Origin of the sequence: Streptomyces noursei ATCC 11455, assembly GCF_001704275.1 — a bacterium.
In the GTDB taxonomy this organism is placed as follows: domain Bacteria; phylum Actinomycetota; class Actinomycetes; order Streptomycetales; family Streptomycetaceae; genus Streptomyces; species Streptomyces noursei.
This window is the reverse complement of sequence record NZ_CP011533.1, coordinates 7565861-7588051: the sequence shown is the minus strand read 5'-3', so window position 1 is coordinate 7588051 and position 22191 is coordinate 7565861. Positions and strand designations below refer to the sequence as shown.

At 69.8% G+C, this 22191-nt stretch carries 19 protein-coding genes and 1 tRNA gene; 6 read left to right on the top strand and 14 right to left on the bottom strand.

Features of this window, described 5'->3' with window-relative positions; genetic code table 11:
- Position 1: 1 nt before the first annotated feature.
- The 6 genes from SNOUR_RS32300 to SNOUR_RS32275 all read right to left on the bottom strand — a co-directional run bounded on the left by SNOUR_RS32300 (position 2) and on the right by SNOUR_RS32275 (position 4669).
- Positions 2-325, bottom strand: a complete 324-nt coding sequence (locus SNOUR_RS32300; protein ID WP_067354081.1) for a hypothetical protein — start codon at positions 323-325, stop codon at positions 2-4.
- The gene (locus tag SNOUR_RS32295; RefSeq protein WP_067354079.1) at positions 322-693 is read right to left on the bottom strand and encodes a Gp19/Gp15/Gp42 family protein; all 372 of its coding nucleotides are present in this window, start codon (positions 691-693) and stop codon (positions 322-324) included. Before SNOUR_RS32295 ends, SNOUR_RS32300 begins: the two co-directional genes overlap by 4 nt.
- Positions 694-700: 7 nt before the next feature.
- On the bottom strand, positions 701-1639 hold the full coding sequence (locus SNOUR_RS32290) for a phage major capsid protein (RefSeq protein ID WP_067354076.1): 939 nt from the start codon (positions 1637-1639) through the stop codon (positions 701-703).
- Positions 1640-1730: 91 nt separating this feature from the next.
- Positions 1731-2240, bottom strand: coding sequence for a hypothetical protein (locus tag SNOUR_RS32285; protein WP_067354074.1), 510 nt, complete (start codon positions 2238-2240; stop codon positions 1731-1733).
- Between the two features lie 13 nt (positions 2241-2253).
- Positions 2254-3147, bottom strand: coding sequence for a VG15 protein (locus tag SNOUR_RS32280; protein ID WP_312634175.1), 894 nt, complete (start codon positions 3145-3147; stop codon positions 2254-2256).
- 91 nt (positions 3148-3238) lie between these two features.
- Positions 3239-4669 carry a phage portal protein gene (locus SNOUR_RS32275; RefSeq protein ID WP_376738554.1) on the bottom strand — a complete coding sequence of 477 codons (1431 nt, stop codon included), beginning with the start codon at positions 4667-4669 and terminating at the stop codon, positions 3239-3241.
- 103 nt (positions 4670-4772) lie between these two features.
- Here SNOUR_RS32275 and SNOUR_RS32270 point away from each other — a divergent pair, with 103 nt between their 5' ends.
- Positions 4773-5906, top strand: a complete 1134-nt coding sequence (locus SNOUR_RS32270) for an IS630 family transposase (RefSeq protein WP_312634173.1) — start codon at positions 4773-4775, stop codon at positions 5904-5906.
- A 3-nt stretch (positions 5907-5909) separates the two neighbouring features.
- On the opposite strand, the gene SNOUR_RS32265 is transcribed toward SNOUR_RS32270, so the two are convergent.
- A complete protein-coding gene (locus SNOUR_RS32265; protein WP_312634171.1) occupies positions 5910-6374 on the bottom strand; it encodes a GNAT family N-acetyltransferase in 465 nt (154 codons plus the stop codon).
- A gap of 221 nt (positions 6375-6595) precedes the next feature.
- Between SNOUR_RS32265 and SNOUR_RS46465 the strand changes: the two genes are divergently transcribed.
- A complete protein-coding gene (locus SNOUR_RS46465; protein WP_159425944.1) occupies positions 6596-6937 on the top strand; it encodes a hypothetical protein in 342 nt (113 codons plus the stop codon).
- On the opposite strand, the gene SNOUR_RS32255 is transcribed toward SNOUR_RS46465, so the two are convergent.
- From SNOUR_RS32255 to SNOUR_RS32245, 3 genes are all read right to left on the bottom strand, one after another.
- Positions 6934-8160, bottom strand: a complete 1227-nt coding sequence (locus SNOUR_RS32255; RefSeq protein ID WP_312634169.1) for a terminase large subunit domain-containing protein — start codon at positions 8158-8160, stop codon at positions 6934-6936. The two genes, SNOUR_RS46465 and SNOUR_RS32255, sit on opposite strands and share 4 nt — an antisense overlap.
- A 395-nt stretch (positions 8161-8555) precedes the next feature.
- Positions 8556-8981, bottom strand: a complete 426-nt coding sequence (locus SNOUR_RS32250; protein ID WP_067354058.1) for a phage terminase small subunit — start codon at positions 8979-8981, stop codon at positions 8556-8558.
- 668 nt (positions 8982-9649) lie between these two features.
- Positions 9650-10714 (bottom strand): RICIN domain-containing protein, encoded by a 1065-nt coding sequence (locus SNOUR_RS32245; RefSeq protein ID WP_067354056.1) that lies wholly within the window; start codon positions 10712-10714, stop codon positions 9650-9652.
- 1337 nt (positions 10715-12051) lie between these two features.
- On the opposite strand from SNOUR_RS32245, the gene SNOUR_RS46460 reads away from it, so the two are divergent.
- Positions 12052-12300, top strand: a complete 249-nt coding sequence (locus SNOUR_RS46460) for a hypothetical protein (protein ID WP_159425943.1) — start codon at positions 12052-12054, stop codon at positions 12298-12300.
- Between the two features lie 106 nt (positions 12301-12406).
- Here the strand turns inward: SNOUR_RS46460 and SNOUR_RS32235 are convergent.
- Both SNOUR_RS32235 and SNOUR_RS32230 read right to left on the bottom strand, forming a co-directional pair.
- A tRNA-OTHER gene (locus SNOUR_RS32235) sits at positions 12407-12476 on the bottom strand.
- 408 nt (positions 12477-12884) lie between these two features.
- Complete coding sequence (locus tag SNOUR_RS32230) at positions 12885-14384, bottom strand: recombinase family protein (RefSeq protein WP_079142991.1); 1500 nt, start codon at positions 14382-14384, stop codon at positions 12885-12887.
- A 53-nt stretch (positions 14385-14437) separates the two neighbouring features.
- Between SNOUR_RS32230 and SNOUR_RS32225 the strand changes: the two genes are divergently transcribed.
- A complete protein-coding gene (locus tag SNOUR_RS32225) occupies positions 14438-16861 on the top strand; it encodes a right-handed parallel beta-helix repeat-containing protein (protein WP_067354051.1) in 2424 nt (807 codons plus the stop codon).
- Here the strand turns inward: SNOUR_RS32225 and SNOUR_RS32220 are convergent.
- Entirely contained in the window at positions 16831-19239 is a 2409-nt protein-coding gene (locus SNOUR_RS32220; protein ID WP_174717920.1) for a hypothetical protein, read from the bottom strand. The genes SNOUR_RS32225 and SNOUR_RS32220 overlap by 31 nt on opposite strands.
- Positions 19240-19544: 305 nt before the next feature.
- Between SNOUR_RS32220 and SNOUR_RS32215 the strand changes: the two genes are divergently transcribed.
- Both SNOUR_RS32215 and SNOUR_RS32210 read left to right on the top strand, forming a co-directional pair.
- Positions 19545-20393 carry a DeoR/GlpR family DNA-binding transcription regulator gene (locus tag SNOUR_RS32215; RefSeq protein WP_067354048.1) on the top strand — a complete coding sequence of 283 codons (849 nt, stop codon included), beginning with the start codon at positions 19545-19547 and terminating at the stop codon, positions 20391-20393.
- Between the two features lie 59 nt (positions 20394-20452).
- A complete protein-coding gene (locus SNOUR_RS32210) occupies positions 20453-20926 on the top strand; it encodes an SRPBCC family protein (RefSeq protein ID WP_067354047.1) in 474 nt (157 codons plus the stop codon).
- Here SNOUR_RS32210 and SNOUR_RS32205 read toward each other — a convergent pair.
- Positions 20875-22032: a PLP-dependent cysteine synthase family protein gene (locus tag SNOUR_RS32205; protein WP_174717919.1), complete on the bottom strand. Its 1158-nt coding sequence runs from the start codon at positions 22030-22032 to the stop codon at positions 20875-20877. The two genes, SNOUR_RS32210 and SNOUR_RS32205, sit on opposite strands and share 52 nt — an antisense overlap.
- Between the last annotated feature and the right edge of the window lie 159 nt (positions 22033-22191).

Genomic DNA, 22191 nt, shown 5'->3' with positions numbered 1-22191 from the left:
CTCACCCTCGTTTCCGTATTGTCGCCACGTCATGGGCCAGGCGCCGGCCCCCGCCGAACCGCTGGGGCTCACCGACCACGGCCCAGACCTCCCCGGCCCACTCGACGCGGGACCAGGGCCCGGCCGGCAGCGACCGGGCGTACACGCGGTACTCGGTGCCGGTCAGGTAGCCGGCCTCTCCGCTCTCGTCCGTGATCGCCGGAAGGACCCGGGCCCGGAGCGTCACCGGGGTGCCGGGGCCCGGCTTGGTGCCGCCGTACCCGTCGTCGACCTCCACCGTGGGGTAGACCGTGACCCGGTCCGGACCGGAGTCCAGCAGGCTCACAGCGCACCCCCCAGGGACTCCACGGGCACCGCAAACACCCCGGACGCGCCGACGGCCGCACGGAGCATCCGCGCCTCGCCGTCGGTCAGACCGACCCCGACCGGGAGCGATGCGGAAAGCTGATACTGGTAGGCACCTTGCAGCTCCGACCGGTACCCCTCCGGGTTGCGGACTCGCCGCTCCGCAGCCGCCAGCGTGATGGCCACTGCGACGGCCGGGGCCTTGGCCGGGTCGGGCCAGGCATCCCCGTACGCCCGCACCAGGGCGGAGGCGTCCGCTAGAGCCGCCTCCGCCTGGGCTCGTTCCTCCCCGACCAGCTCACGGCCCAGACGCTGTTCGAGGGCCGCTGTGTCTGCCAGGGGTTTCATGCGGCCCCTACTTGTCGGCCGGGGGCTTCGACGCGGTGGGCATGTCCAGCTTCACCGCGCGCACCAGCTTCTTGGGCGGGTTCTTGCCTGCGCCCACCGGGTCCGTCATGACGTTGAACCCGGCGTACATGTTCACGATGGAGCGGTCCCGCAGCTTGGCCGCGTCGTAGTCGCGCACCCACCGCATGCCCAGGCCGTTGTAGGACTGGCTGGAGCCGCTGATGACACCGGCCGGGATGGCCGGGGCCCGGGTGGCCAGGACGAACGCGGACGGAACGAACGCGTACGCGGCACGGGGGTTGATCGCGTTGGAGGTCACCAGGTTGAAGCCGGCCAGGTTGCCGACCATGGCCTGTCGCAGTGCCGAGTCCGAACCGGACTTGGACACGTCGTTCAGGCGCCCCGACTTCAGCAGCGCGGTTTCCACGTCCGAGCCGATCAGGAGCGTCCGGTCGTTGGTGGGCACCTCGTTCTTGTTGAGGGCCGCGCGGGCGTCGATGAAGGCCGGGAACGGGTCCTTCTCATCGATGGTGATCGCCGGAACGCTGTACGTCGCGGTCTCGATCAGGTTCGCCACGCCCGCGTCAATGGCCTTGGCCACGGCGTTGACCTGCGGCTGGAGCACCTGGGAACCAAAGTCCTTGATGTCCAGGGTCAGTTCCTCGTCCGTGATCGCCACGGCCGAGTAGATGTCCTTGTTGAGCTGGACGGTGATGGAGTCCTCCGCCAGCTCGTCCAGGACAATGTCCGAACTGCGGTCGCTGCGCCAGTCATACTCACGGGCGTTGAGCTGCGCCGGAATCCGGACCGTGACCGAGTCGGCCTTGGCACCGGTGAAGTCGAACCCGGCGTTCGACCAGACCAGGTTGGACAGGACCAGCTCTCGTTCCAGGAGCCCCAGGGCCGTGGCCGCGATGGTCTCCGACTTCAGAAATGCGTTTGCCATGTGCTCCGCTCAGAACGGCCCCCGAGCCAGCACGCAGCACGGCCAAGGGCGTTGGACATGAACCCTTGGATTTGGTGCTGCTTGGTGCCGCCTACCGGCGGGCGCGCGGGATGCTGGCTGCCAGCTCTCCCGGATCGCGGGGGGCCGGCGTGACCGACGGATCGAGGCCGCCACGGCCCATGCCGTCGGCCCGGTTGTGGAACAGCTCTGCCAGGGCCTTGGCGTCCGCCTCGCGGGCGTCGTCGTCGGCCCCGGTGATCCGGACGGCCAGGGCGTCCGGCAGGTGGTAGCGGCGGGCCAGACGCTCCCGGTGCAGTTCCGTCTCCAGCTCCGTGACCTGGTCGGCCACGGCCTGGAACTCCTCCGGAGTCTTGGCCGCCTTCAGGGCGTCCGCCGTCTCTTGTGCCGTGGTGCGGTACTTCGCTGCTTCCGCCCGTGCGGCCTTCAGCTCCGCGCGGAGGGCGTCGGCGTCCAGCTCCTGGCCGTCGCCCTGCTCCTCCGACTGCGCCGGCTCTTCCGGACCGTTCGTCCCGTCGGTCGGGACCTGTTCGACGTCGGCCGGAGTCTCGGCCGGCTCGGCGGGGGTGGGGGTGGTCTCCATGCAGGAACCTCTCTCAGCTTCGTGATGATTCGATGTGGCGACGCCAGGCCCGCCGGGCCTCCGCGCCGGTCATGCCGCGGGTGACTTCCTGCCATTGGCGGTCGAAGTCGCGGGCCTGGGGCGTCATGAAGGCATTGCGGGAGTAGATGGGGACCGTCTGGCAGTGGCACCCGTTGTGGTAGCGGGTCAGGTCTTCCCGGGCGACCGGAGGCCGCCGGTTCGCGCGGACCCGACCGTCCGGGGAGTCTTTGGGCTTGCGCCGGCCGCCTCCGGCCGCCGTGGCCTGGGACGTGTAGATGGCGCCCCGACTGGCGAGCATCGCGCAGAACGCGCACGGGTTGCCGTCGGTGATCCTGGCCCAGCCGACGACCCGCCGGTCCCGCTTCGACGCCTGGTCGATCAGGTCCCGACCGGCCCTAAGCGCCTCGCGGTCGGCCGCCCCGGCGGAGGACCGGCCGGCAGTGTCCACCGCGTCCTCCAGTTCCTGGAGGAACCCGCCGTCGTCTAGCCGGCCCCGGTCTTGGTCGTCGTCGACCTGGTCCAGGTGCTGACGGACCTTGGCCGGCCCCTGGGACACCAAAGACGCCACGGCCGCCCGGTCGTGGGACTCCTCCGGCTCCTCCGGCCAGTCGAACCCGTCCAGCGTGATTTCCTCGCCGTCGTCCGGCTCCGGCAGGCGGATCGTGTCCGTCTGGTCCGCCCAGTCCTCCCGTAGTTCCCCCAGGGTCGTGGTCTCACCGACGTACTCCCCGGACAGGGACGGGACGGTATACCCGGTCTCCAGGGCCCGGTAGAGGCGGTAAAACGCTGCTGCCTGATCGCGTGAGCGTCGCCGTTCACGGCGGATCAACGCCAGCATCCAGGCCAGCCATGCCGAACCGCTCGCCTCCAGAGAGTGCGGATTCACCCGCGACCACTGGGCCAGCGCATGGGCAGCAACATTCGCGCCGATACGCTCCTGCGCCTGCCAATGCTCCTCCACCAGGGCGGCGGTCGCCCTACGCAACGCGGGCCCCGGCCGGCTCGGCGGCCACCACGGCGGAGGCCATACGGTCCGCCATCCTCAGGCCGGGGTCGTCGGCCTCCTGGATCTGCGCCCACTCCTCCACGTCCCGGGCCGTCACGCCGGGGATGCGCGACCACATCGCGCGGGGCGGAACCTGGAGCATCTGCACCGCCTTGCCCAGCGCGTCCACGGTCTGGGAGAGGGAGCGGCTTTCCGCGTCCTTCCACAGGACTTCGGCCCGGGAATCGGGCTCCACGCCCATCACCGTGGCGCACAGAGCCAGCACCTGTTCCCAGGACTCCCCAAGGGAGTGCTGGAACTCGCCCACGGCGCGGGACAGCGCCATCTCGGTGGACGCCATGGCCTCCGCCGACAAGTTCGTCAGCGACCCAACACCCAGGTACATGGGAGGAAGCTGGGACAGGGCGGCCATGTGCTTCGTCGCCAGCTCGATAGAGTCCAAGAACCCCGACAACGGAGTCTCGTCCAGCTGTGAGAAGCGCGTGTCCGCGTCCGGGGCCACCAGGAACCGGGAGGCATCCGCCTGGATCGGCACCACCTCGGGGCGCCCGTTCCGGTCGTACAGAATTTCCCCGGTATCCGAGTCCCGCCGGAACTCCGGTGCCATACCGGAGATCGTCCGCACCTTGAACGATCCGAACGTCTGGGCCACCAGCAGGTCAAACAGCGTCTGATTGACCCGGTCCTGAATCGGGATCATCGGCTCCACCACGCCCGTCACCCGGCCCTCCAGGTCGAGGTCCGGTGCGAACCGGACCACCGGACAGACGGTGAAGCCGTGCGGCCGGGAGTCCAGGAGCCGGGGCCCGGCTTTGCCCCCGACGTAGAAGTCGTGCACGTGGGTGGCGTCGTACAGCCAGGCTCGTGTCTCCACGCCCTCCCCGTCGGGGACGGTCTCCACTTGGAGCGCCCACAGCGGGAGCGCGTCGGCGGCCGGGTCGTCGTACGACGCGTACAGCAGCCGCGGGGACACCCCCCGAATCACCGGCCGCTCTGGGTTCGCAGGGTCCGGCAGGACCGTGACGAACGACTGGCCGTAGGTCAACGCGGCCCGGTGAACCGGGGTCTGGCGGGAGTCCATGCGCTGGTCCTGCCAGACACGCCACTCCGCCGGAGTCTCCTCCGACAACCCCGGACCGTCGGCCCCGTCCGTGCTCCGCCGGTACCCGTCCACGGCCATGGCCTGAGACGGGGTCTTCACCAGCAACGGAAGCCAGTTGGACACTGCCCGCTTGGCCAGCAGCTTGTACTCCTCCGTCGCCGTGCGGGGCGTATACGGGCCGTCGTGCTCCCCACGCATGTAGCGGTCGATGCGGTCCAGCCGCTCCCGGTCCGCGCGCAACCGCGCGAATCCCAGATCTACCCGCGTCGCCGGGGAGTGCGTTGCCTCTATCAAGATCACCTTTCAGGAGCTAGTGCCGTGTCAGTCAACGTTTGCCCTGTTGTGATGTGACGCGCCGCCCGGGGTTCTTCGCCGGATGACGGGCGGCGGTCACCGTGTGTGGGTGGCGGAACGAGTTCGCGTACGCGAGATCGATGATGACGAGGGTCAGCGGCTGCTGCGGATCATCCGTCGGGGCAGCGGATCGGTGGTGACTTGGCGACGGGCCCAGATGGTCTTGCTGTCCGCGCAGGGCATGCCCGTGGCGAGGATCGCCGAGGTGTCGTTCACCAGCGCGGACCGGGTCCGGGATGTGATCCACAACTTCAACGCCGACGGCTTCGACTCGCTGTATCCGAAGTACAAGGGCGGGCGGCCGAAGACGTTCACGTTGCCCGAGCGGCGTGAGATCAAGAAGATCGCGAAGTCCAAGCCGGCCGAGCACGACCTGCCCTTTTCTACCTGGAGTCTGACCAAGCTGGCGGACTTCCTGGTCGCCGAGGGGGTGGTCGACGACATCAGCCACGAGGGCCTGCGCATCCTGCTCCGCGAGGAAGGCGTCTCCTTTCAACGCCTGAAGACCTGGAAGACCTCCCGCGACCCCGACTACGCGACCAAGAAGGCGAGGGTCGAGCACCTCTACGCGATCGCCGACGGCGAGGTCATACCCGAGGAGGGCGAGCCCGACGTCATCTTCTGCGTGGACGAGTTCGGCCCGCTCAACCTCATGCCGCACCCCGGCCGGCAGTGGGCCGAACGCGGCGGCAAGCACAAGGACCCCGACCGTGAGCCACGCCGCAGGCGCCGGGCCACCTACAACCGCTACGGCGGCGTGCGTCACCTCTTTGCCGCCTTGGACCTGAACCGGGACCAGCTCTACGGTCACATCAAGCCCGTCAAGAAACGCACCCAGTTCCTGGAGTTCTGCCGCTACCTGCGCACCCTCTACCTGCCGTCGATACGGATTGCGATCGTCTGTGACAACTTCTCCCCACACCTGACCACGAGGACGTGCCAGCGCGTCGGCGACTGGGCCACCGCGAACAACGTCGAAATCGCCTACACGCCGACGAACTCCTCCTGGCTCAACCGCATCGAGGCCCAGTTCACCGCCCTGCGCTACTTCACCCTCGACGGCACCGACCACGCCACCCACAAGGAACAGGGCAGCATGATCCGCCGCTACATCATCTGGCGGAACCGTCACATCGACGACCGGCGCCTACGCGCCGTCGTCGGCAGGGCAAACGTCGCCTGAGGCTCAGCCGAGTTTCTTGCGCATCTTCACCGAGGTCGTCTCGTAGCCGAGCGACTGGTAAAGGCCATGTGCGCCGGTGTTGAACCCGGCGACGCTGAGACCCAGAGTATGAGCGCCCCGCGCCCGGGCGTATTCCTCGCCGAGGAGCATGGCCATTCGGCCCAGGCCCCGACCACGCTTGTCGGCGTCGATCGCAATGTCCCAGACCCACCAGGCACCGGCGTCGTCACTCCTGTCCGGTCCGATCCAGAGGTAGCCGACGGCTACCCCGGCATCGTCGACCACGTCGAAGACCGCGTGATCCGGGGTCGGTGTCCCGGACGGAAAGGAGTGCGCCATGGTCTCGTCCGCCTGCCGGTAGGCGTCCTCGGACGTCTGCCCCAGAGCAACGAGCTCCTTGGCGTACTCGGCTCGACTACGTTCGAGCCAGGCAGGGAAGTGTTCGGCGTCCAGAGGACGGAGGGTCACAGGCACCGGCCTAGCCTCCCATACCGCCGACGCCTGAGCGGTGTCACCCCCGCTCAGGCGTCATGGCACACCATCAACAGGGCAAACGTTGACTGACACGGCACTAGGCATGTTCATCCGACGTGCGGCATGGCGCACATCACCACTGGTGTGCACTCGGAGTGCGGACACGGCCATGCCGTTGCGCCACCCTGGACCCATCCAGAACAACGGAGGCCAACGTGAAGGAACAGTTCTTACGTGAGCTGACTGCCGTACAGCGACTGGGAATCCTGTCCGACGACAACCAAGGCGGCCATCTCGCACGCGAATACCTGGTCCGCCGCGCTGCCGCCCTGGACCGCCTCGCGGAAACCGATGATCCGGGCGGCCCACTGACCGCGCTTCACAGCGCTGACACTGTCTTGGACGCCGTCCACTACGCACACGCACTGATCGAGTACGACTCTCAGCACCGCACAACTCGCGGCCCCATCCCGGCACACGCGCCGTGCTGGGAGGAAAACCCGCGAGGCTATGCACGGCAAGAACACGCAATGTGGCTCTTGGAGCACGACGTCTAGAAGAAGTACACGGACCCGGACCTCTCCGGGGCCCGGGTCTTGCCGGATTCGATCAGTCGATGCCGCGCCAAGTCGGCCAACAGCATGGCCGCGTAGGCGTCGACCTTGTGGGCCGACTCCCGGTTCGGCTTCCCGAAGGACAGGCCGTACCGGTTCGGCCGGCGCCGGGCGTTCAACACGTGCCGGCGCAGCGTGCGCCCCAACGGGGCGTCCTCGCCCAAGTGCCGGAGCTGTCCGTCCTCCACGGCCGCCACCAGCCGCTCATTGGCCAGAGTGAGTTCCTGGAGGCCGCCACGCATGTCCCGCCCCACAGCGGATTGCGGACTGGCTTTGATGACCAGGCGGTCCCGGTATTCCTCGCTCCAGGCGTCCACATAGGACTCCCACAGCGCCACGTCTGCAAAGAACGCCTGGACGTCGAAGCGCTCCAGGGCGTTGCGGACCGCACCGTCCACGGCCTGGCGGTCCACCTCCCACTTGTCGCCAGCCGGGCCGTCGGGCTTTTCCCAGACCGCCACGGGAACGATCAGGCGGTCTCGTATTCGAACGGCCACCAAGGCTGTGGAGTCGTCGGTCCGGCCACCGTCGAACCCGAGGGTCACCGCGTCGCCGTCCTCCAGGCGGTCATCCACCGCGCAGTTATCCCAGTCCTCTGGGCTGATCAACTGGTCCTCGGCGGTCACCAGTTGATTCAGGAACATGCGCTGGGACCGGCTCCGCGGCATGTGGCCGGAGTAGATCGTGGAGACGATCCACTCCACGTCCAGCCAGTCCGCATCGCCCCGGGCCGCGATGATCCCGGCCCGAAGCTGGTCCGGATCGGACAGATCCACGGGCGGGGACTCCACAGAGTCGTAATACAGGCCGGAATCCCGGCTCTTGCCCTCCGCCCACTTGCTCCAGGCGTGCCAAGTCTGCTCGGCCACGGAGTCCTCCCCGGGAAGAGGAGCGTTCGTGATCTCCATGGTTCGAGCGCCGCCGCCACGGCTCTTGCCCACGTTGCCCGCGATGGTCATCGCCATTTCGTGGCCGCCGTTGGCTTGGACCCAGTGGTGGGTCTCGTTCATCACCACGAACGTGGACCGGCCACCCTCCAGGGCACGCGGTGAGCTGGTCACCGCCTCGATCACGCCGCCCGCACGGGAGTAGATGATCTCCTTGCCCAGGTCGATGCCGAATTCCGCGATGCACTCCGGCGAGAACATGCCGGGGAACAGACGCATCGTGTTCCGGGTCTGATCCTTACTGACCGCGCAGACCTGGACCCACGGAGCCGGGTGCGGAACCGCGATGGGCCTCCCGTCTGCCCGCCACCCGCCGAAGCGGCACGGACCCACGAACTCCACGGCCGCCAGAGCCGCCAGGAACGGGTCCTTCCCCCAACCCTTCAAGCGCCGAATGGTGCCCTGTCGTCGGGTGAACTCCCCGGCGTCGTTGATCTCGAACCAGCGGAGCGCTATTCGGACCTGTTCGTCCGTGAAGCGCCACGGCTGGCCCGCGTCAGGGCCGTCCGGCTGAAGGAGGTAGCGGGAGGTCCACCGGAGCACGTCCCACCCCAGGGTCCTCGTCTCGTCCGGCACTGTGTCCGGCCACGTACGGACCGGTTCCAATGCCAAGGTCACCCACCCGCCGCCTTCCGGTACGCCTCCATGAGCGTCACGCGAGCCGCCTCCGCCGCGTCCTCCCCGGCGTCGCCCCGCTCCAACTCCACACGCGCCCGACGCCGGGCACCCTCCGTCGTCAGTAGGTCCGTCATCGCCGACATGACCGACTGGAAGAGCTGGGCAGAGAAGTTCGACTGGCCCAAGTTCCGGCTCATGGCCTCCGCCACGTACACCGCTGTGAGCCAGTCCGATTGCTCGTAGAACTGGGCCTGGCCGCTGTCCTTCAGCGACTGGAACCAGCGCTTCGCGATCGGGTGCCAGTTGCCGGAGGCTCGGGGGATCGTCGGGGCCTTGCCGGCCTCCGCCTTCACCAGGGCGGGACCGTCCGGTTGGTTGCGCCGCCGGCGCTGATCGCTTCTCTTCGGGACAGGGCCCGGCATGGTGTCGCCTCCGGGGTCATCTGTTGATGGGTAGCACAACTTGGCCTGCCACCAGGGGGTTTGACCTCGCAACTGCTCGCCTCTAACCTGTACTGGTCTAGGTTTTCACCCTGCGAATGCGCGACGGGCGAGCGCGGGGGATCAGCGATACACGTTTCTCCCAGTATCACGTTTCGAGATTCGTACTCTGTATGCGGCCGCTAGGAACGAGCCGCATACGGGCCGTCGAGGGCGTCTCTCGGTTACGACCACAGGTGTGTGGTTGGGCCGAGCACGCCTTTTTTGCTTTGCCCGACCGCCCTCAAAGGGAAGGATTCGTCGGGCACATGGAGTACGTCGGGTGGGCTGCGACCGCCGTAAGTACCGTCACCGGCATCGTGTGGGTCTCCAGTCACGCACTTGACCAGGTCCCACGCGTTTGCCGCAAGGCCCGCACAGCGATCAGGTCGATCCGGGCTGTCAGGGATGAGATCCGCAACTGTCCTCACGACTAGGCACTGTCCGACGGGTCACGCACGATCAGCCTGTCTCTGTGTCCTGACTGAGGACGATGGACAGCCGTTCCAACGGCCCGCCGGACAGGTGCTGGACGCCGTGGCCGCTTCGCCGACCACGGCGTTCAGCGTTCAGCAGGGGAGAGGGCGTGTCGTGAGCGCGGTGCTGGGGGCCTACCAGTCGCTGTCCTGGATCGGGTCCAGGCGCCACATCTGGTTTTCCCAGCCAACCCAGTCCCACTGCTGGACGTGCGTGCCGTTGTCGTTCTTCGCCGCGCCGCCGTCGACGTCCAGCACCTTGCCGCTGTGCTTGGCCACCAGACGGTAGTAGCCATCGCCGACCGGCTCGATGCGCCACTTCTGGTTGTCGCCGCCCACCCACTCCCACTGGTGGACACGCGCCCCGTTACGCGTTTCGCCCGGACCTCCGCTTACGTCCAGCACCTTGCCGCTGTGCTTGGCCACCAGGCGGTAGTAGCTGTCGCCGACCGGCTCGATGCGCCACTTCTGGTTTTCCCAGCCAACCCAGTCCCACTGCTGGATGCGGGCGCCGTTGTCGTTCTTCGCGGCGCCGCCGTCGACGTCCAGCACCTTGCCGCTGTGCCTGGCGACCAGACGGGCCCGGGTAGGAATCTGCGCCCGTGGCGCCCCTGCCGGGGGAACGGGCAGGTGGGTGTCCAGCGCCTCTCCCAGCCAGGCCACCCGATTGGTCCACATGGGGTCGTCCTGCGCAGCCCGCTGAGCGGAACCACGGATCACGGGCGCATTGCCATCGTCGTCGTAGCCGTGCCGGCTGAGCAGCAGGCGGATCTCCATCTCGACCAGATCGACCACTTCATCAGCGTCGGGACCCACCATCCCGTCGTATTTGTTGAGGAGCGTGACGATCGCCGGCACGCCCGCCGCACGGGCCTCACGCACGTGCTCACGAGCCTGGGGCATAACGCCGTCCAACGCGGAGACGACCAGGACAGCACCGTCCACCGAGTGCGACTTCAAGAGACTGGTGACGTCGGCACCGGGGCAGTCGAGGTGCCGGTACCGGCGCTGGGACGTCTCGTAGTCGAAGCGCCGGACACCGCTGCCGAGGGCCACCTCTCCTGCCCTGGCCTCGCCCCCCGCGGCCTTCGCCAGCACCCTGGCCAGCGCGGTGGCCGTCGTGGTCTTGCCGTGCCCGGCATCCCCCAAAGAAGCAATGGTCAGCTCGGGCTTGATGCCCTGGAATCCGCTGGCGGCCACAGCCGCTCCTCTCTGCCGCCGCATCCACAGCAGCGGGCCGCGCCATGATCCCCACCACGCACGAGACCCACAAGATCACCACGGCCTTTCAAGCCACCCCCGTCGCCTCGCCGACCGAGGCACGCCACGTGGCAGCGAGCTCACCTCCTGCCGCACTCCCCCGCTCGACCGGCCTTCCGACCCGGCGCTGACCTATCGGACGCGCCCTAATGCGGGCGATTCCGTTCGACGGGGGCGTAGCCGGTCAGCGCCCCCCGTCGAACGACCTTGGAACCCGTACACATTCTGAGCCGCTATCACGCTTCGGTCTTTCTCATGATGTGACTGGGGTCACCCCCAGGGTGAATCGGACACATCGGACGGTGCGAAAGCGGCTCCCGAGGCTGCGATCCGTCGTTACCCGAGCATGACCGCACGCAGGACACTCGCCACCGCACTCGGGCTCACCACTGCCGCACTCGGAGCGGGACTAGCCAGCGCCGCCCCCGCATCCGCCGGCGGAATCATCGTGATCGCGTCGCCGGCGTTCGACAATGGTTGCGCAAACCGCCACGCCGTAGCGCACGTCAGCGGCAAGGTGGCCCATGGCAACGGAACGGCCACCGGTAATCTCGCCGGCCTCCCCGTGGCCTCCCCCCTCAACCAGTGCGGTGGGGCCGATCTCCGAGATCGATTCCTGGACCCCTCCTACCTATGGGAAGGCAGGACTGACGGTATTACACAGGGTCTTCTCGCTGATGGATCATAGAGCGACGGGCGCAATTGCTCAGCCCAGTTCTCCCGGATGCCGCTCCGCCGGCCTCCGCCTGGACACCCGCCTCCGCCTGGCCGCCGCACCCTCCGCGCTGGACTTCCGCGCGTGATGCCACCGGCACAGCGCCTGAAGGTTCGCCGGGTCGTGGTCGTCGCCCGGGACGATGTGGTCCACGTCCGTGGCTGGTGCCGTGCACCGCGCCCCCGTGTCCCGCAGGACCGCCACGCACTGGAAGCCATCCCGCTTCAGGACGGACAGGCGCAGTACGGGCCAGTTGCGGGGCAGCCGAGAACGCCGGTCACTACCCATCCAGGGCAAAGAGATTCCTTTCCGCGCCGCCCGCCTCACGTCGATGATGCTCACAGCGCCCAACCGTGGTCAGCCCGGGGCATCCGGGAACAGAGCAAGGGGGGTGGGGTCTACGGAGCAAGGGGGCACCTCCGAACAAGTAGGTGGGGGATCGTTTCAGCACTCCCATTCGGGTGATCAGTGCATGGTCATACGTAGGCATGGGCAGCCCTCGGGCGACTCGAACCAGCCGCCGAGTCAGCCCTAACTCCCCCTTTGCTGAAAGGCAATCGCCATGCGCCGTATCGCTGCCGTCGCCCTCGGAACCGTTGTCTTCCTCGGGATCCTGACTGTTCCGTCCCAGGCCCAAAGCGCAGATGCACCCGGCGGCGGCACCGTCGGTGACTCGCTCAATTGGGTGCTTAATACCTCGAACAATGCCCTCATGGGCCAACTGGCATATAACGCGCCCGCGACGAATTTCCAATTCGAAGTCCTAGCCGGCAAGACGGCAAAGCTGGCCGAAGTTTTGGGCGATGTGTAGGGCAGGCGGAATCGAACCGTCACTAACGCCGTGTTCAGCACCGACGACCAGCCGGGCCCACTAGGGCAGGGTGCGCGCCGACACTGCGCCCCTACCCACCCGTAGGCGACCCCGGCCGGAATCGAACCGGCACCCCCGACCGTCGGTAGGGCGCTCTCCCATTGAGCTACGGGGCCTGGGGCTCAACTCCCGCGCGTCATCCCGGAAGACACCGGGGCGCGCGGGAGGAGCCGGGCGGGCGCGACGCTCACGCCTCCACGTCGGACGCTGGAGTCCGCGGCGTGGGGCCCGCCTTCATCTGAATTAGATGGGGACCGTGACAGGCCGCCGGGAGGTCCCAGCCCCGCGCTCCGGCCTTGGGGCCGAAAAACGGCCCCACGCACCTACTTTCTTACGTACGGATATAGAAAAGAAGGACGCTGGGGCCGTTTTTCGGCCCCAGAACCGCCCCTTTGGTCACTCTCTGTTCGGCCGGGCTAGCTCAACGCGAGAGGGAGTCGAACCCTTGGCGGGCTTGGCTCCCTCAATGTGATGTGGCTCTCGATCCTGCATCACACGGTCGAATTCCTCGGCCTTTCCATCGCCTACGCGACCTGCTCGGGTTCCGCCCACTCGACGGTGACTCGCTTCTTGCCCACAAACTTGTGCCCCTGGCCCGGAGCCTTGGTGACCGTTACGCGGTCAATGGCAAGCCGCAGCAGGTCACGCTTGGCGGACAGGTCGGACGCCTCCCACATCTGCTCGAACATATCCAGGTCGTCGAACATCGTCAGATCAATCCTCGGCCCGGCGAACTTCGCTTGCCTCTCCGCAGCTGCCGCCAGGTCCGCCTCAGCCTGCTTCAGCAGACGTGGGTAGTGCTTGCCTGCCGCACCGTCGTACAGGCCCGCTTGCCGGTCCTCGACAAGCCGCTGAACGGCCGCCTCGGCGGCTTTCACGGCTGCCACGGCCTCTCGCGCCTCCTCCGTCTCCTCCGGGGCGTTGAGCGCCTGCCAGCGCTGCGCCACAGCCGCCATCAGCGGGTCGCCCATCTCCAACTCGCCCAAACGCCACAACCATTCCTTCGTCACGTACTGCTCCAGCGTCATGCGCTTCACGCTGGCCGGGGCCGGGCACACTCCGCCGTGCATGTTGCGGGAGCACGCCGTGGACTGCCCTGACGCTGTCATGGCGGAGCCGCAGCCGGCGCAACGCACAAGGTCCGTAAGGAGATGCAGAGTTCGGCCGGGTCGGAACCCTTCCGGCAACTGGTGACCGTGCAGAACTCTGCGCGCCCGCTCCGCCAGGTCAGAGGGGATCATGCGGGCCATGTCTTCAGCAACGCCCACCTTCCGGCCCCTTTCATCTCGGTACGCCTGCCGCCGCTTCTGGCCCTTGCCGCCGCTTCCGACTTGCCAACCCTCGTACACGGGGTTATCCACGATGTCTCGGACCGTGCCAGCGGTGAAGTCCTTACCTGTGGCCGTGCGCATGCCTGCGCTGTTGTACTCACGGGCCAGCGCGCGGGCGGCCTTACCTCCGGCTATCTGGTAGAACACGTCCTCGATGACGCCCCAGCGCTCCGCCGGGCGTATCTTCCGGTCCTTCGGGTCGTTGATCTCCAAGCCGAGGGGTGCAGCGGACAGCCAACGGCCCTCTCGTCGCTGGCGATCCTTGGTGGTGCGTACGTTGTGACTGAGTCGCTGGCTGTACTCGTACGCGTCTTCCGCCCGCTGGATGATCCAGCGCCGGTCACGCTCGTTCGAGCTGTCCAGACGCTCGTAGTCGAAGATGACGCGGGCGGTTCCCAGGATGGGGACCACAGCTTCGGCACCCTTGCGGCTGAACCGGTCCAGGAAGGCACACCACAATGCGTCGGTCTCGCCGCCGAGGACGGCAGCCATGGCGGCGTCGTACTGCGGACGTTGCACGTCAGACCAGGCTGAAAGGTTCTCCTTCCAAACCCTGCGCACCTGGTAGCCGTTCTCGTCGGCCCACCGCCGCCCCCTATCCTCTTGTGCACGCAAGCTGAGGGCCTGTTCTCCCTCCCGAACGATCTTGCTTTTCCGAAGGAGGAGGTCCACCAGTGGGCGAGCGTCATTCATCTTTCAATCCTCTGACCAGCGGAAACGGTCCGCAATCCGTACGGTCCAAGGGTGTGGGTTCCGTCCAGGTGACGCACTCCGGAACGTCGCGTTGGCGGCGCCGCACCGGTGAGTACAGTTCGCTCGCCGCCGCCCTGGAGGCCGCCGGGGACGGTGACGTCCTGACCGTGCCGGCCGGGACCTACCGGGAGAACCTGGTGCTCCAGCGGGCGGTGACGCTGCGCGGGCCGGAGGGGTCGCGCGGCTCGGTGCGGATCGCGCCGGCCGACGGGGTGGCGCTGACGATACGGGCCTCGGCCACCGTCCACGACCTGCACCTGGAGGCGACCGACTCGGCGTCGCCGGCGCTGCTGGTGGAGGACGGCGCCCCCGAGTTGACCGACATCCGGGTGGTGACCCGGTCCGCGGCGGGGATCGAGGTGCGCGGCGGGGCCCGTCCGACGGTGCGGCGCTGCACGGTCGACAACGCCGGCGGGGTCGGCATCAGCGTCCTGGACGGCGCCGGCGGGGTCTTCGAGGAGTGCGAGGTGATGGCCGCCGGCCAGGCCGGGGTGGCGGTGCGCGGCGGCGCCCACCCGCGGCTGGAGAACTGCCGGATCCACCACACCTCGGGCGCCGGGCTGTCGCTGTCGGGCGAGGGCAGCGCGGTCGAGGCGGTGGGCTGCGAGCTGTACGAGATCAAGGGCACCGGCATCCAGGTCGCGGCGCGGGCCGCCGGCCACCTCACCGACTGCACGGTGCACCGCACCACCGCGGACGGCGTCACCCTGGACACCGACGCGGTGCTCACCCTCGCCGACTGCGACATCCACGACATCCCGGAGAACGCGGTGGACCTGCGGTCCCGGTCGGTGCTGACGCTGACCCGCAGCACCGTGCGGCACTTCGGGCGCAACGGCCTGTCGGTGTGGGACCCGGGCACCCGGGTGGACGCCAACCAGTGCGAGATCCACGACAGTACGGGCGACTACCCGGCGGTGTGGGTCAGCGACGGCGCGACCGCGGTGCTGGACTCGACGCGGGTGCACGACGTCCCCGACGCGCTGTTCGTCCTGGACCGGGGCTCCCGGGCCGACGTCGTGGACTGCGACATCGCGCAGGTCCGCAACACCGCGGTGTCGGTGAGCGACGGCGCCACCGTCCAGCTGGACGACTGCCGGATCCGGGAGGTCTCGACCGGTGCGTGGTTCCGCGACCACGGCAGCGGCGGCACGCTCGCCAACTGCACCGTCGACGGGGCACAGACCGGCGTGATCGTCACCAAGGGCGCGGACCCCACCATCGAGGGGTGCACGGTCAGTTCGCCGACCGAGGCCGGCTTCTACGTCTCGGCGGAGGGCCGCGGCACCTTCCACAGCTGCCGGGTCACCGGCAGTTCCGGCTTCGGCTTCCATGTGATCGACGGCTGCCGCACGACGCTGACCCGGTGCCGTACGGAGCGGTGCGCGCGCGGCGGGTACGAGTTCGCCGACGCGCTCGGCGACGGCAGCGGCGGCGGGCCCACGGTCGAGGACTGCACCAGCGACGAGAGCCGGGCCCCGCAGGAGCCGACGGTGACCGCCCCGGCGGTGCAGCAGGCCACCCAGACCGCCGGCCTGCTGGGCAACGTCCCGGCGCCGCGCCCGGCGCCGGCCGTCGCCGCGCCCCCACAGCCGCCGGTGACCGGCCGGCCCGCCGAAGAGGTGCTGGGCGAACTGGACACCCTGGTGGGGCTGGACAGCGTCAAGCGGGAGGTGCGCACCCTGATCAACATGATCGAGGTGGGGCGCCGCCGGCAGGAGGCCGGCCTGAAGGCCGCGTCCGTCCGCCGCCACCTGGTGTTCACCGGCTCCCCCGGGACCGGCAAGACCACGGTGGCCCGGCTGTACGGCGAGATCCTGCACTCCCTGGGGGTGTTGGAGCGCGGCCATCTGGTCGAGGTGTCGCGGGTGGACCTGGTGGGCGAGCACATCGGCTCGACGGCGATCCGCACCCAGGAGGCGTTCGACCGGGCCCGCGGCGGGGTGCTGTTCGTGGATGAGGCGTACGCCCTCTCCCCCGAGGACTCCGGGCGGGACTTCGGCAAGGAGGCCATCGACACCCTGGTGAAGCTGATGGAGGACCACCGGGACGCGGTGGTGGTCATCGTGGCCGGCTACACCGCGGAGATGGAGCGGTTCCTGGCGGTCAACCCGGGTATCTCGTCGCGTTTCTCACGGACCATCAGGTTCGGTGACTACGCGCCGGAGGAACTGCTGCGGATCGTCGAGCAGCAGGGCGAGGAGCACGAGTACCGCCTCGCCGACGGGGCCGGCGAGGCGCTGCTCACGTACTTCACGGCGCTGCCCAAGGGGCCGTCGTTCGGCAACGGCCGGACGGCACGGCAGACGTTCGAGGCGATGGTCGAGCGGCACGCGGGTCGGGTCGCCAAGCTCACCGACCCGAGCACCGACGACCTGAGCCTGCTCTACGCCGAGGACCTGCCCGAACTCGCCTGACCCTCGGTGCAGTTGGTGCGCTGGGCCGGTATCCCCGGGCCCAGCCGGGCGAGCAGTTCGGCGCGCACCCGGTCGAAGACCGGATCAGCCTGGTAGTCGCCGTGGCCCAGGATCTGGGCGGGCAGCGGGTTCTGCAGGGTGCGACCGAAGGCGAGCGGGTCGCGCAGCGGACCCTCGTCGACGGCCCGGCCGTCCTCGCAGGAGAGCAGGATCGGGCCGCCGATGGGGTCGGTGAAGCGCCACAGGTTGCGCCAGTCGTCCATCTCGCGGTGCAGGCCGGTGAGGGCGGGCGGGCCGAAGAAGGCGGGGAACCAACGGCCGTAGAGGCGTTCCAGCGGGCTGCCGTAGGTGAGCAGGGCGACCCGGCTGCGGGTGACGAGATCCAGCTGCCAGACGGCCGCCGCGGCCAGCACGCTGCCCTGGGAGTGGCCGGAGATCACCAGTCGGCCGTCGTACTGCTCGGTCCAGGTGGCCATCCGCCAGGTGAGGTCGGGGACGGCGCGCTCGGCGTAACAGGGCGGCGCGAAGGGGTGCGCGGCGCGCGGCCAGAAGGTGCCGACGTCCCAGAGGATGCCGATGGTGCGGCGGGCGGAGTGGTCGCGGTAGGCGCGCCGGCCCATGGTGAGCAGCAGGATCACGCCGGCGCCCATCAGCCAGGAGCCGAGGGACTCGGCGGTCTCGGCGGCGGCGTGCACGAACGGCGCGGCGCCCTCGGTGGCGCGGCCGGGCGCGCGGTCGGTGAGCCAGGCGCCGGCCACCGCGCCGGCGCCCAGGACGAGGGTGACGGCGGCGATGGCGGCCACCAGGACCGGCGCCGCGTCGGTGAGTCCGGCGCGGGCGATGGTGCCCGCGATGCGCTCGGTGCGCAGCACGTCGGGGCGCTCGCGCGGGTCGTAGAGGCCGGGGACGTCCCTGGCGACGCGCTTGCGGACGGCCAGCACCCGGACGCCGGCCAGGACGGCGACGGCCGCGACCACCACCAGCAGCGCGGGCAGTACCGACGCCTGCCAGGAGAGCACCACCGGCGGCCCGGGGATCGGGGCGTGGTCCTGGCCGGGGGTGGCGGGCCCGTCGATCCAGTCGGCGAACCGCTGGGCCACTCCCCCGGACAGCACCCCGGCGACCGCACAGGACAGCAGCGCGACGGCCGGCCCGCCCATGCCGCGCAGCGCGGTCCGGGTCTCGTCCCGGGCGGCGCGCTGGAGGAACCAGGCGGTCACCACCAGGGCCAGCACCAGCACGCTCTGGCAGACGGCGATCCCGCCGAACGCCGCGACACCGGGCAGCGGGCCGTGGCTCCGCGCCGCCGGCCGGACCCAGGCGGCATAGCCGGCGGTGAGCGCGAGCACCGCCAGCGCGGCGTACGGCAGCGCCCGCACGGCGAGGCGGTCGGTCTCCTCGTCGCGGGCCGCCTCGCTGCGGGCGGTGCGCCAGACGATGACCAGGGTGCCGGCGGCGAGCAGCAGGACCAGGCCGGTCAGGGTCCGGCCGACGGCGGTCAGGGCGGTGGCGCCGGCCCGGCTGTCGGTCCGGAGGGAGGCGACGAGCAGGGCGGCGGCGATGGTCAGCACCCCGGCCGCGGTGTGCGCGGCGCGCAGCCGGGCGACGAGCCGGCGGCCGTACCAGAAGCCGTCCAGGCCCAGCGCGGTGCGCTCGTGGGCGGGGGTGTCACGGGAGGCGCCGGGGCGACGCGGCGGCGGGGAGGCGGACTCGTAGGCGCTCCAGGTGCGGTGCGAGAGCCACCACAGGAAGCCGACGACCAGCAGGGGCAGCAGGGAGGCGAGGACCAGGCGGCGGCCGGGCGTGCTCCACCAGCCGCCGCCCGCGGGGTCGAGGAAGCCCAGCCAGGACTTGCCGGTGACGCAGACCGGGGTGCCGGCGCACTGCCAGGCGCTGAGGTCGAGGGCGACCTCGCAGGCCGCGGCGGCCAGCAGGACGGTGAGGGTGAGGGCGAGCAGCCGCACCAGGAGGTCGTAGATCCGCTGCCCCCGGTGGTCGGGCGGGGCGGCCGGGCGCATCCAGTGGGCGAGGTTGGCGACCATGAACGGCAGCAGGACCAGCCAGAGCGCGCGGGCACCGTTGCCGGAGGTGAGGTTGGACCAGCAGTACGCCTCGCGGACCGGCTCGGTCCGGTAGTCGTCGGGCCGCTGCTCGGCGTCCGCGTCGTCGGTGCGGCGGTAGCAGGCGGCGGTGTCGTCGCCGGTGATCCGCTGGACCCGCGGGTCGCCGAGCATCTCCTGCGGGGTGGTGCCGCCGACACCGTGGACCAGCAGCTCCAGGGCGAGCTGCGGCTGCGGTGCGGTGGCCGGTGGTGCGCCCCTCGTCGGACCGGGATCCGTCGAGCGGGCGGGTGGTGGTGTGGTGGCCGCGGTCTCCACTGGCTCTCCCCCGATGTCAGTGCGGTGCGGTGTTGTGGGGCGGCCGGGGTCGGTCGTGGTCGGTGGTGCGTGGGCCGCCGCTTCGGATTGTCCCTGCCCTCTGGGAGCGTTCGCACCCCGGTTCCGGTTCCCGGAGCGCCGGTTGTGGCTCCCGGGACGGCGGTTGCCGTTCCCCACTTGTGGTGTGCCCGGATCGGGGTGGCTGTCGGACCCGCGTGCGAGGATGTGGTCAGCACAGATCGCAGGCGGCGGACAGCCGGCGGAAGGACCCGGGGCGGTGAGCCGGGTGGAAGGGACGGGCCGCGGTGGGCGACAACCAGAATCTCCTCGCGGAGCAGCGGCGGGCCCTGATCCTCGACGAGGTCAGGCGACGCGGCGGCGTGCGGGTCAACGAACTGACCCGCCGGCTGAGCGTCTCGGATATGACGGTCCGTCGCGATCTGGACGCACTCGCCCGCCAGGGCATGATCGAGAAGGTGCACGGCGGCGCCCTTCCGGTGGGCGATCCCAGCGCGCACGAGCCGGGTTTCGAGGCGAAGTCGGGGCTGGAGCTGAGCGCCAAGGCGGAGATCGCCAAGGCGGCGGCCGAGTTGGCGGTACCGGGCAGCGCGATCGCGCTGGCGGGCGGCACGACGGCGTACGCGCTGGCGCAGCGGCTGCTGGAGGTGCCGGAGCTGACGGTGGTGACGAATTCGGTGCGGGTGGCCGATGTGTTCTACAACGCCCAGCGGGCGGCGGCCAGCGGCGGCGAGGGCCGGCCGGCCGCGGAGGCCGCGACGGTGGTGCTGACGGGCGGGATGCGCACGCCGTCGGACACCCTCGTCGGCCCGGTGGCGGACGCCGCGATCCGGTCGCTCCACTTCGACCTGCTCTTCCTCGGGGTACACGGCATATCGGTGGAAGCGGGACTGTCCACGCCCAATCTCGCGGAGGCGGAGACCAACCGGCATTTCGTGCGGTCCGCGCGGCGGGTGGTGGTGGTCGCCGACCACACCAAGTGGGGCACGGTCGGCCTGAGTTCGTTCGCCGCGCTGGACGAGGTGGATGTGCTGGTGACGGACGCCGGGCTGTCCGCCGAGGCGCGGGCCGAGTTCGCGGACCGGTCCACGGAGCTGGTGGTGGCGGGCGAGCCGACGGGCGACGCAGACAGCTGACGCCACGTCAACTATGGTGTCCGGCGCAGCAGGACCCGCCCGCAGGAGGTGTGCGCCCCATGGCCCGACGACTCCGCCCCGTCGCGCTCGACTTCGCCGTATCGGCGCCGCTGCGGCTGGTGTTCACCGCCGAGGCCGCCGCCCCGCCCGAGGTCGTCTACGCCGCACTGGCGGACGACGTACCGGGCTGGGCGGACTGGTTCACCGGCGTCGCACGGGCCGCACCGACGGATGACGGCCTCGGCCGCGAGGTGCGCCTCACCGGCGGCACCCGGTTCGGCGAGACGCTCATGGCCGCCGAGCCCGCCGCACGCTACGCCTACCGGGTCGACACCACCAACGCCCCAGCTTTGCAGGCCCTGTTGGAGGACTGGCGACTGACGCCGGCCGGCGCCGGGACCCGGGTGCGGTGGACGTTCGCGGCGGACGGCCCGGCGCCGTTCCGCTGGCTGATGCCGCTGGCCCGGCCGGCGCGGGCGCCTCAGTCGCCCCAGGAGCCGGTGTCGAGGAAGTGCTCGATGGTCCGGGTATAGGGGGCGATGTCGAGCCCCTGCTCGGCCAGCCAGTCGTCCGAGTAGTACTTGTCGAGGTAGCGGTCGCCGGGGTCGCACAGCAGCGTCACCACGGAACCGGTGCGGCCCTCGGCGACCATCTCCGCGACGATCTTCAGGGCGCTCCACAGCCCGGTGCCGGTCGAGCCGCCCGCCTTGCGGCCGATCGCCCGCTCCAGCGCGCGGACGGCGGCGACGCTGGCCGCATCCGGGACCTTCATCATCCGGTCGATCGCGCCGGGCAGGAAGCTCGGCTCCATGCGCGGCCGGCCGATGCCCTCGATCCGGGACGCGGTGGCGCAGTCGGTCGAGGCGTCGCCGGCGAGCCAGCCGTCGAAGAAGCAGGAGTTCTCCGGGTCGGGGACGCAGATCCGGGTGTCGTACTGCATGTAGTGGACGTAGCGGGCGATGGTCGCGGAGGTGCCGCCGGTGCCGGCGGTGGCGACGATCCAGGTCGGCTCGGGGTAGCGCTCCAGCCGCAGCTGCTGGTAGATCGACTCGGCGATGTTGTTGTTGCCCCGCCAGTCGGTGGCCCGCTCGGCGTAGGTGAACTGGTCCATGTAGTGGCCGCCGGACTCGGCGGCGAGCCGGGCGGAGACCTCGTAGACCGTCCGCGGGTCCTGGACCAGGTGACAGGTGCCGCCGTGGAACTCGATCAACCGGGTCTTCTCCCGGCTGGTGGTGGCCGGCATCACCGCGATGAACGGCACGCCGATCAGCGACGCGAAGTACGCCTCCGAGACGGCCGTGGAGCCACTGGAGGACTCGATCACCGGCTTCCCGGGGCGGATCCAGCCGTTGCACAGCCCGTAGAGGAAGAGCGAGCGGGCCAGCCGGTGCTTGAGGCTGCCGGTGGGGTGCGTCGACTCGTCCTTGAGGTAGAGGTCGATGCCCCACTTCTCGGGCAGCGGGAAGCGCAGCAGATGGGTGTCGGCGGTGCGGTTGGCGTCCGCCTGGACCTTGCGGACGGCTTCGTTGAGCCAGTGCCGGTAGTCCTGATCCGAGCGGTCCACATCGACGGTCGGCTGGACCGACGGGGCCTTTTCCTGGTCTCCAGGCCGGCTCTGCGGCTGTTGTGCGGTGCTCACCGGCGCGCTCCTCCAGGGGTCTACGGGCCCGCTTGGAAGGTCGGGCCGGTTTCGACTATAACCACCCGGCGCACGCTTCTCACCTGCATAAACATCACTTTGAGAGGCCCCAAGGAGGCCCTGGGGGAAGGGTGTTGTGCGCCTTTGCGCCCCATGCGG

Coding starts and splice junctions, on each gene's coding strand:
- SNOUR_RS32295 (WP_067354079.1), bottom strand. CDS start 693: ATGAAACCCCTGGCAGACACAGCGGCCCTCGAACAGCGTCTGGGCCGT.
- SNOUR_RS32290 (WP_067354076.1), bottom strand. CDS start 1,639: ATGGCAAACGCATTTCTGAAGTCGGAGACCATCGCGGCCACGGCCCTG.
- SNOUR_RS32285 (WP_067354074.1), bottom strand. CDS start 2,240: ATGGAGACCACCCCCACCCCCGCCGAGCCGGCCGAGACTCCGGCCGAC.
- SNOUR_RS32255 (WP_312634169.1), bottom strand. CDS start 8,160: ATGCGTCTGTTCCCCGGCATGTTCTCGCCGGAGTGCATCGCGGAATTC.
- SNOUR_RS32250 (WP_067354058.1), bottom strand. CDS start 8,981: ATGCCGGGCCCTGTCCCGAAGAGAAGCGATCAGCGCCGGCGGCGCAAC.
- SNOUR_RS46460 (WP_159425943.1), top strand. CDS start 12,052: ATGCGCCGTATCGCTGCCGTCGCCCTCGGAACCGTTGTCTTCCTCGGG.
- SNOUR_RS32230 (WP_079142991.1), bottom strand. CDS start 14,384: ATGAATGACGCTCGCCCACTGGTGGACCTCCTCCTTCGGAAAAGCAAG.
- SNOUR_RS32210 (WP_067354047.1), top strand. CDS start 20,453: ATGGCCCGACGACTCCGCCCCGTCGCGCTCGACTTCGCCGTATCGGCG.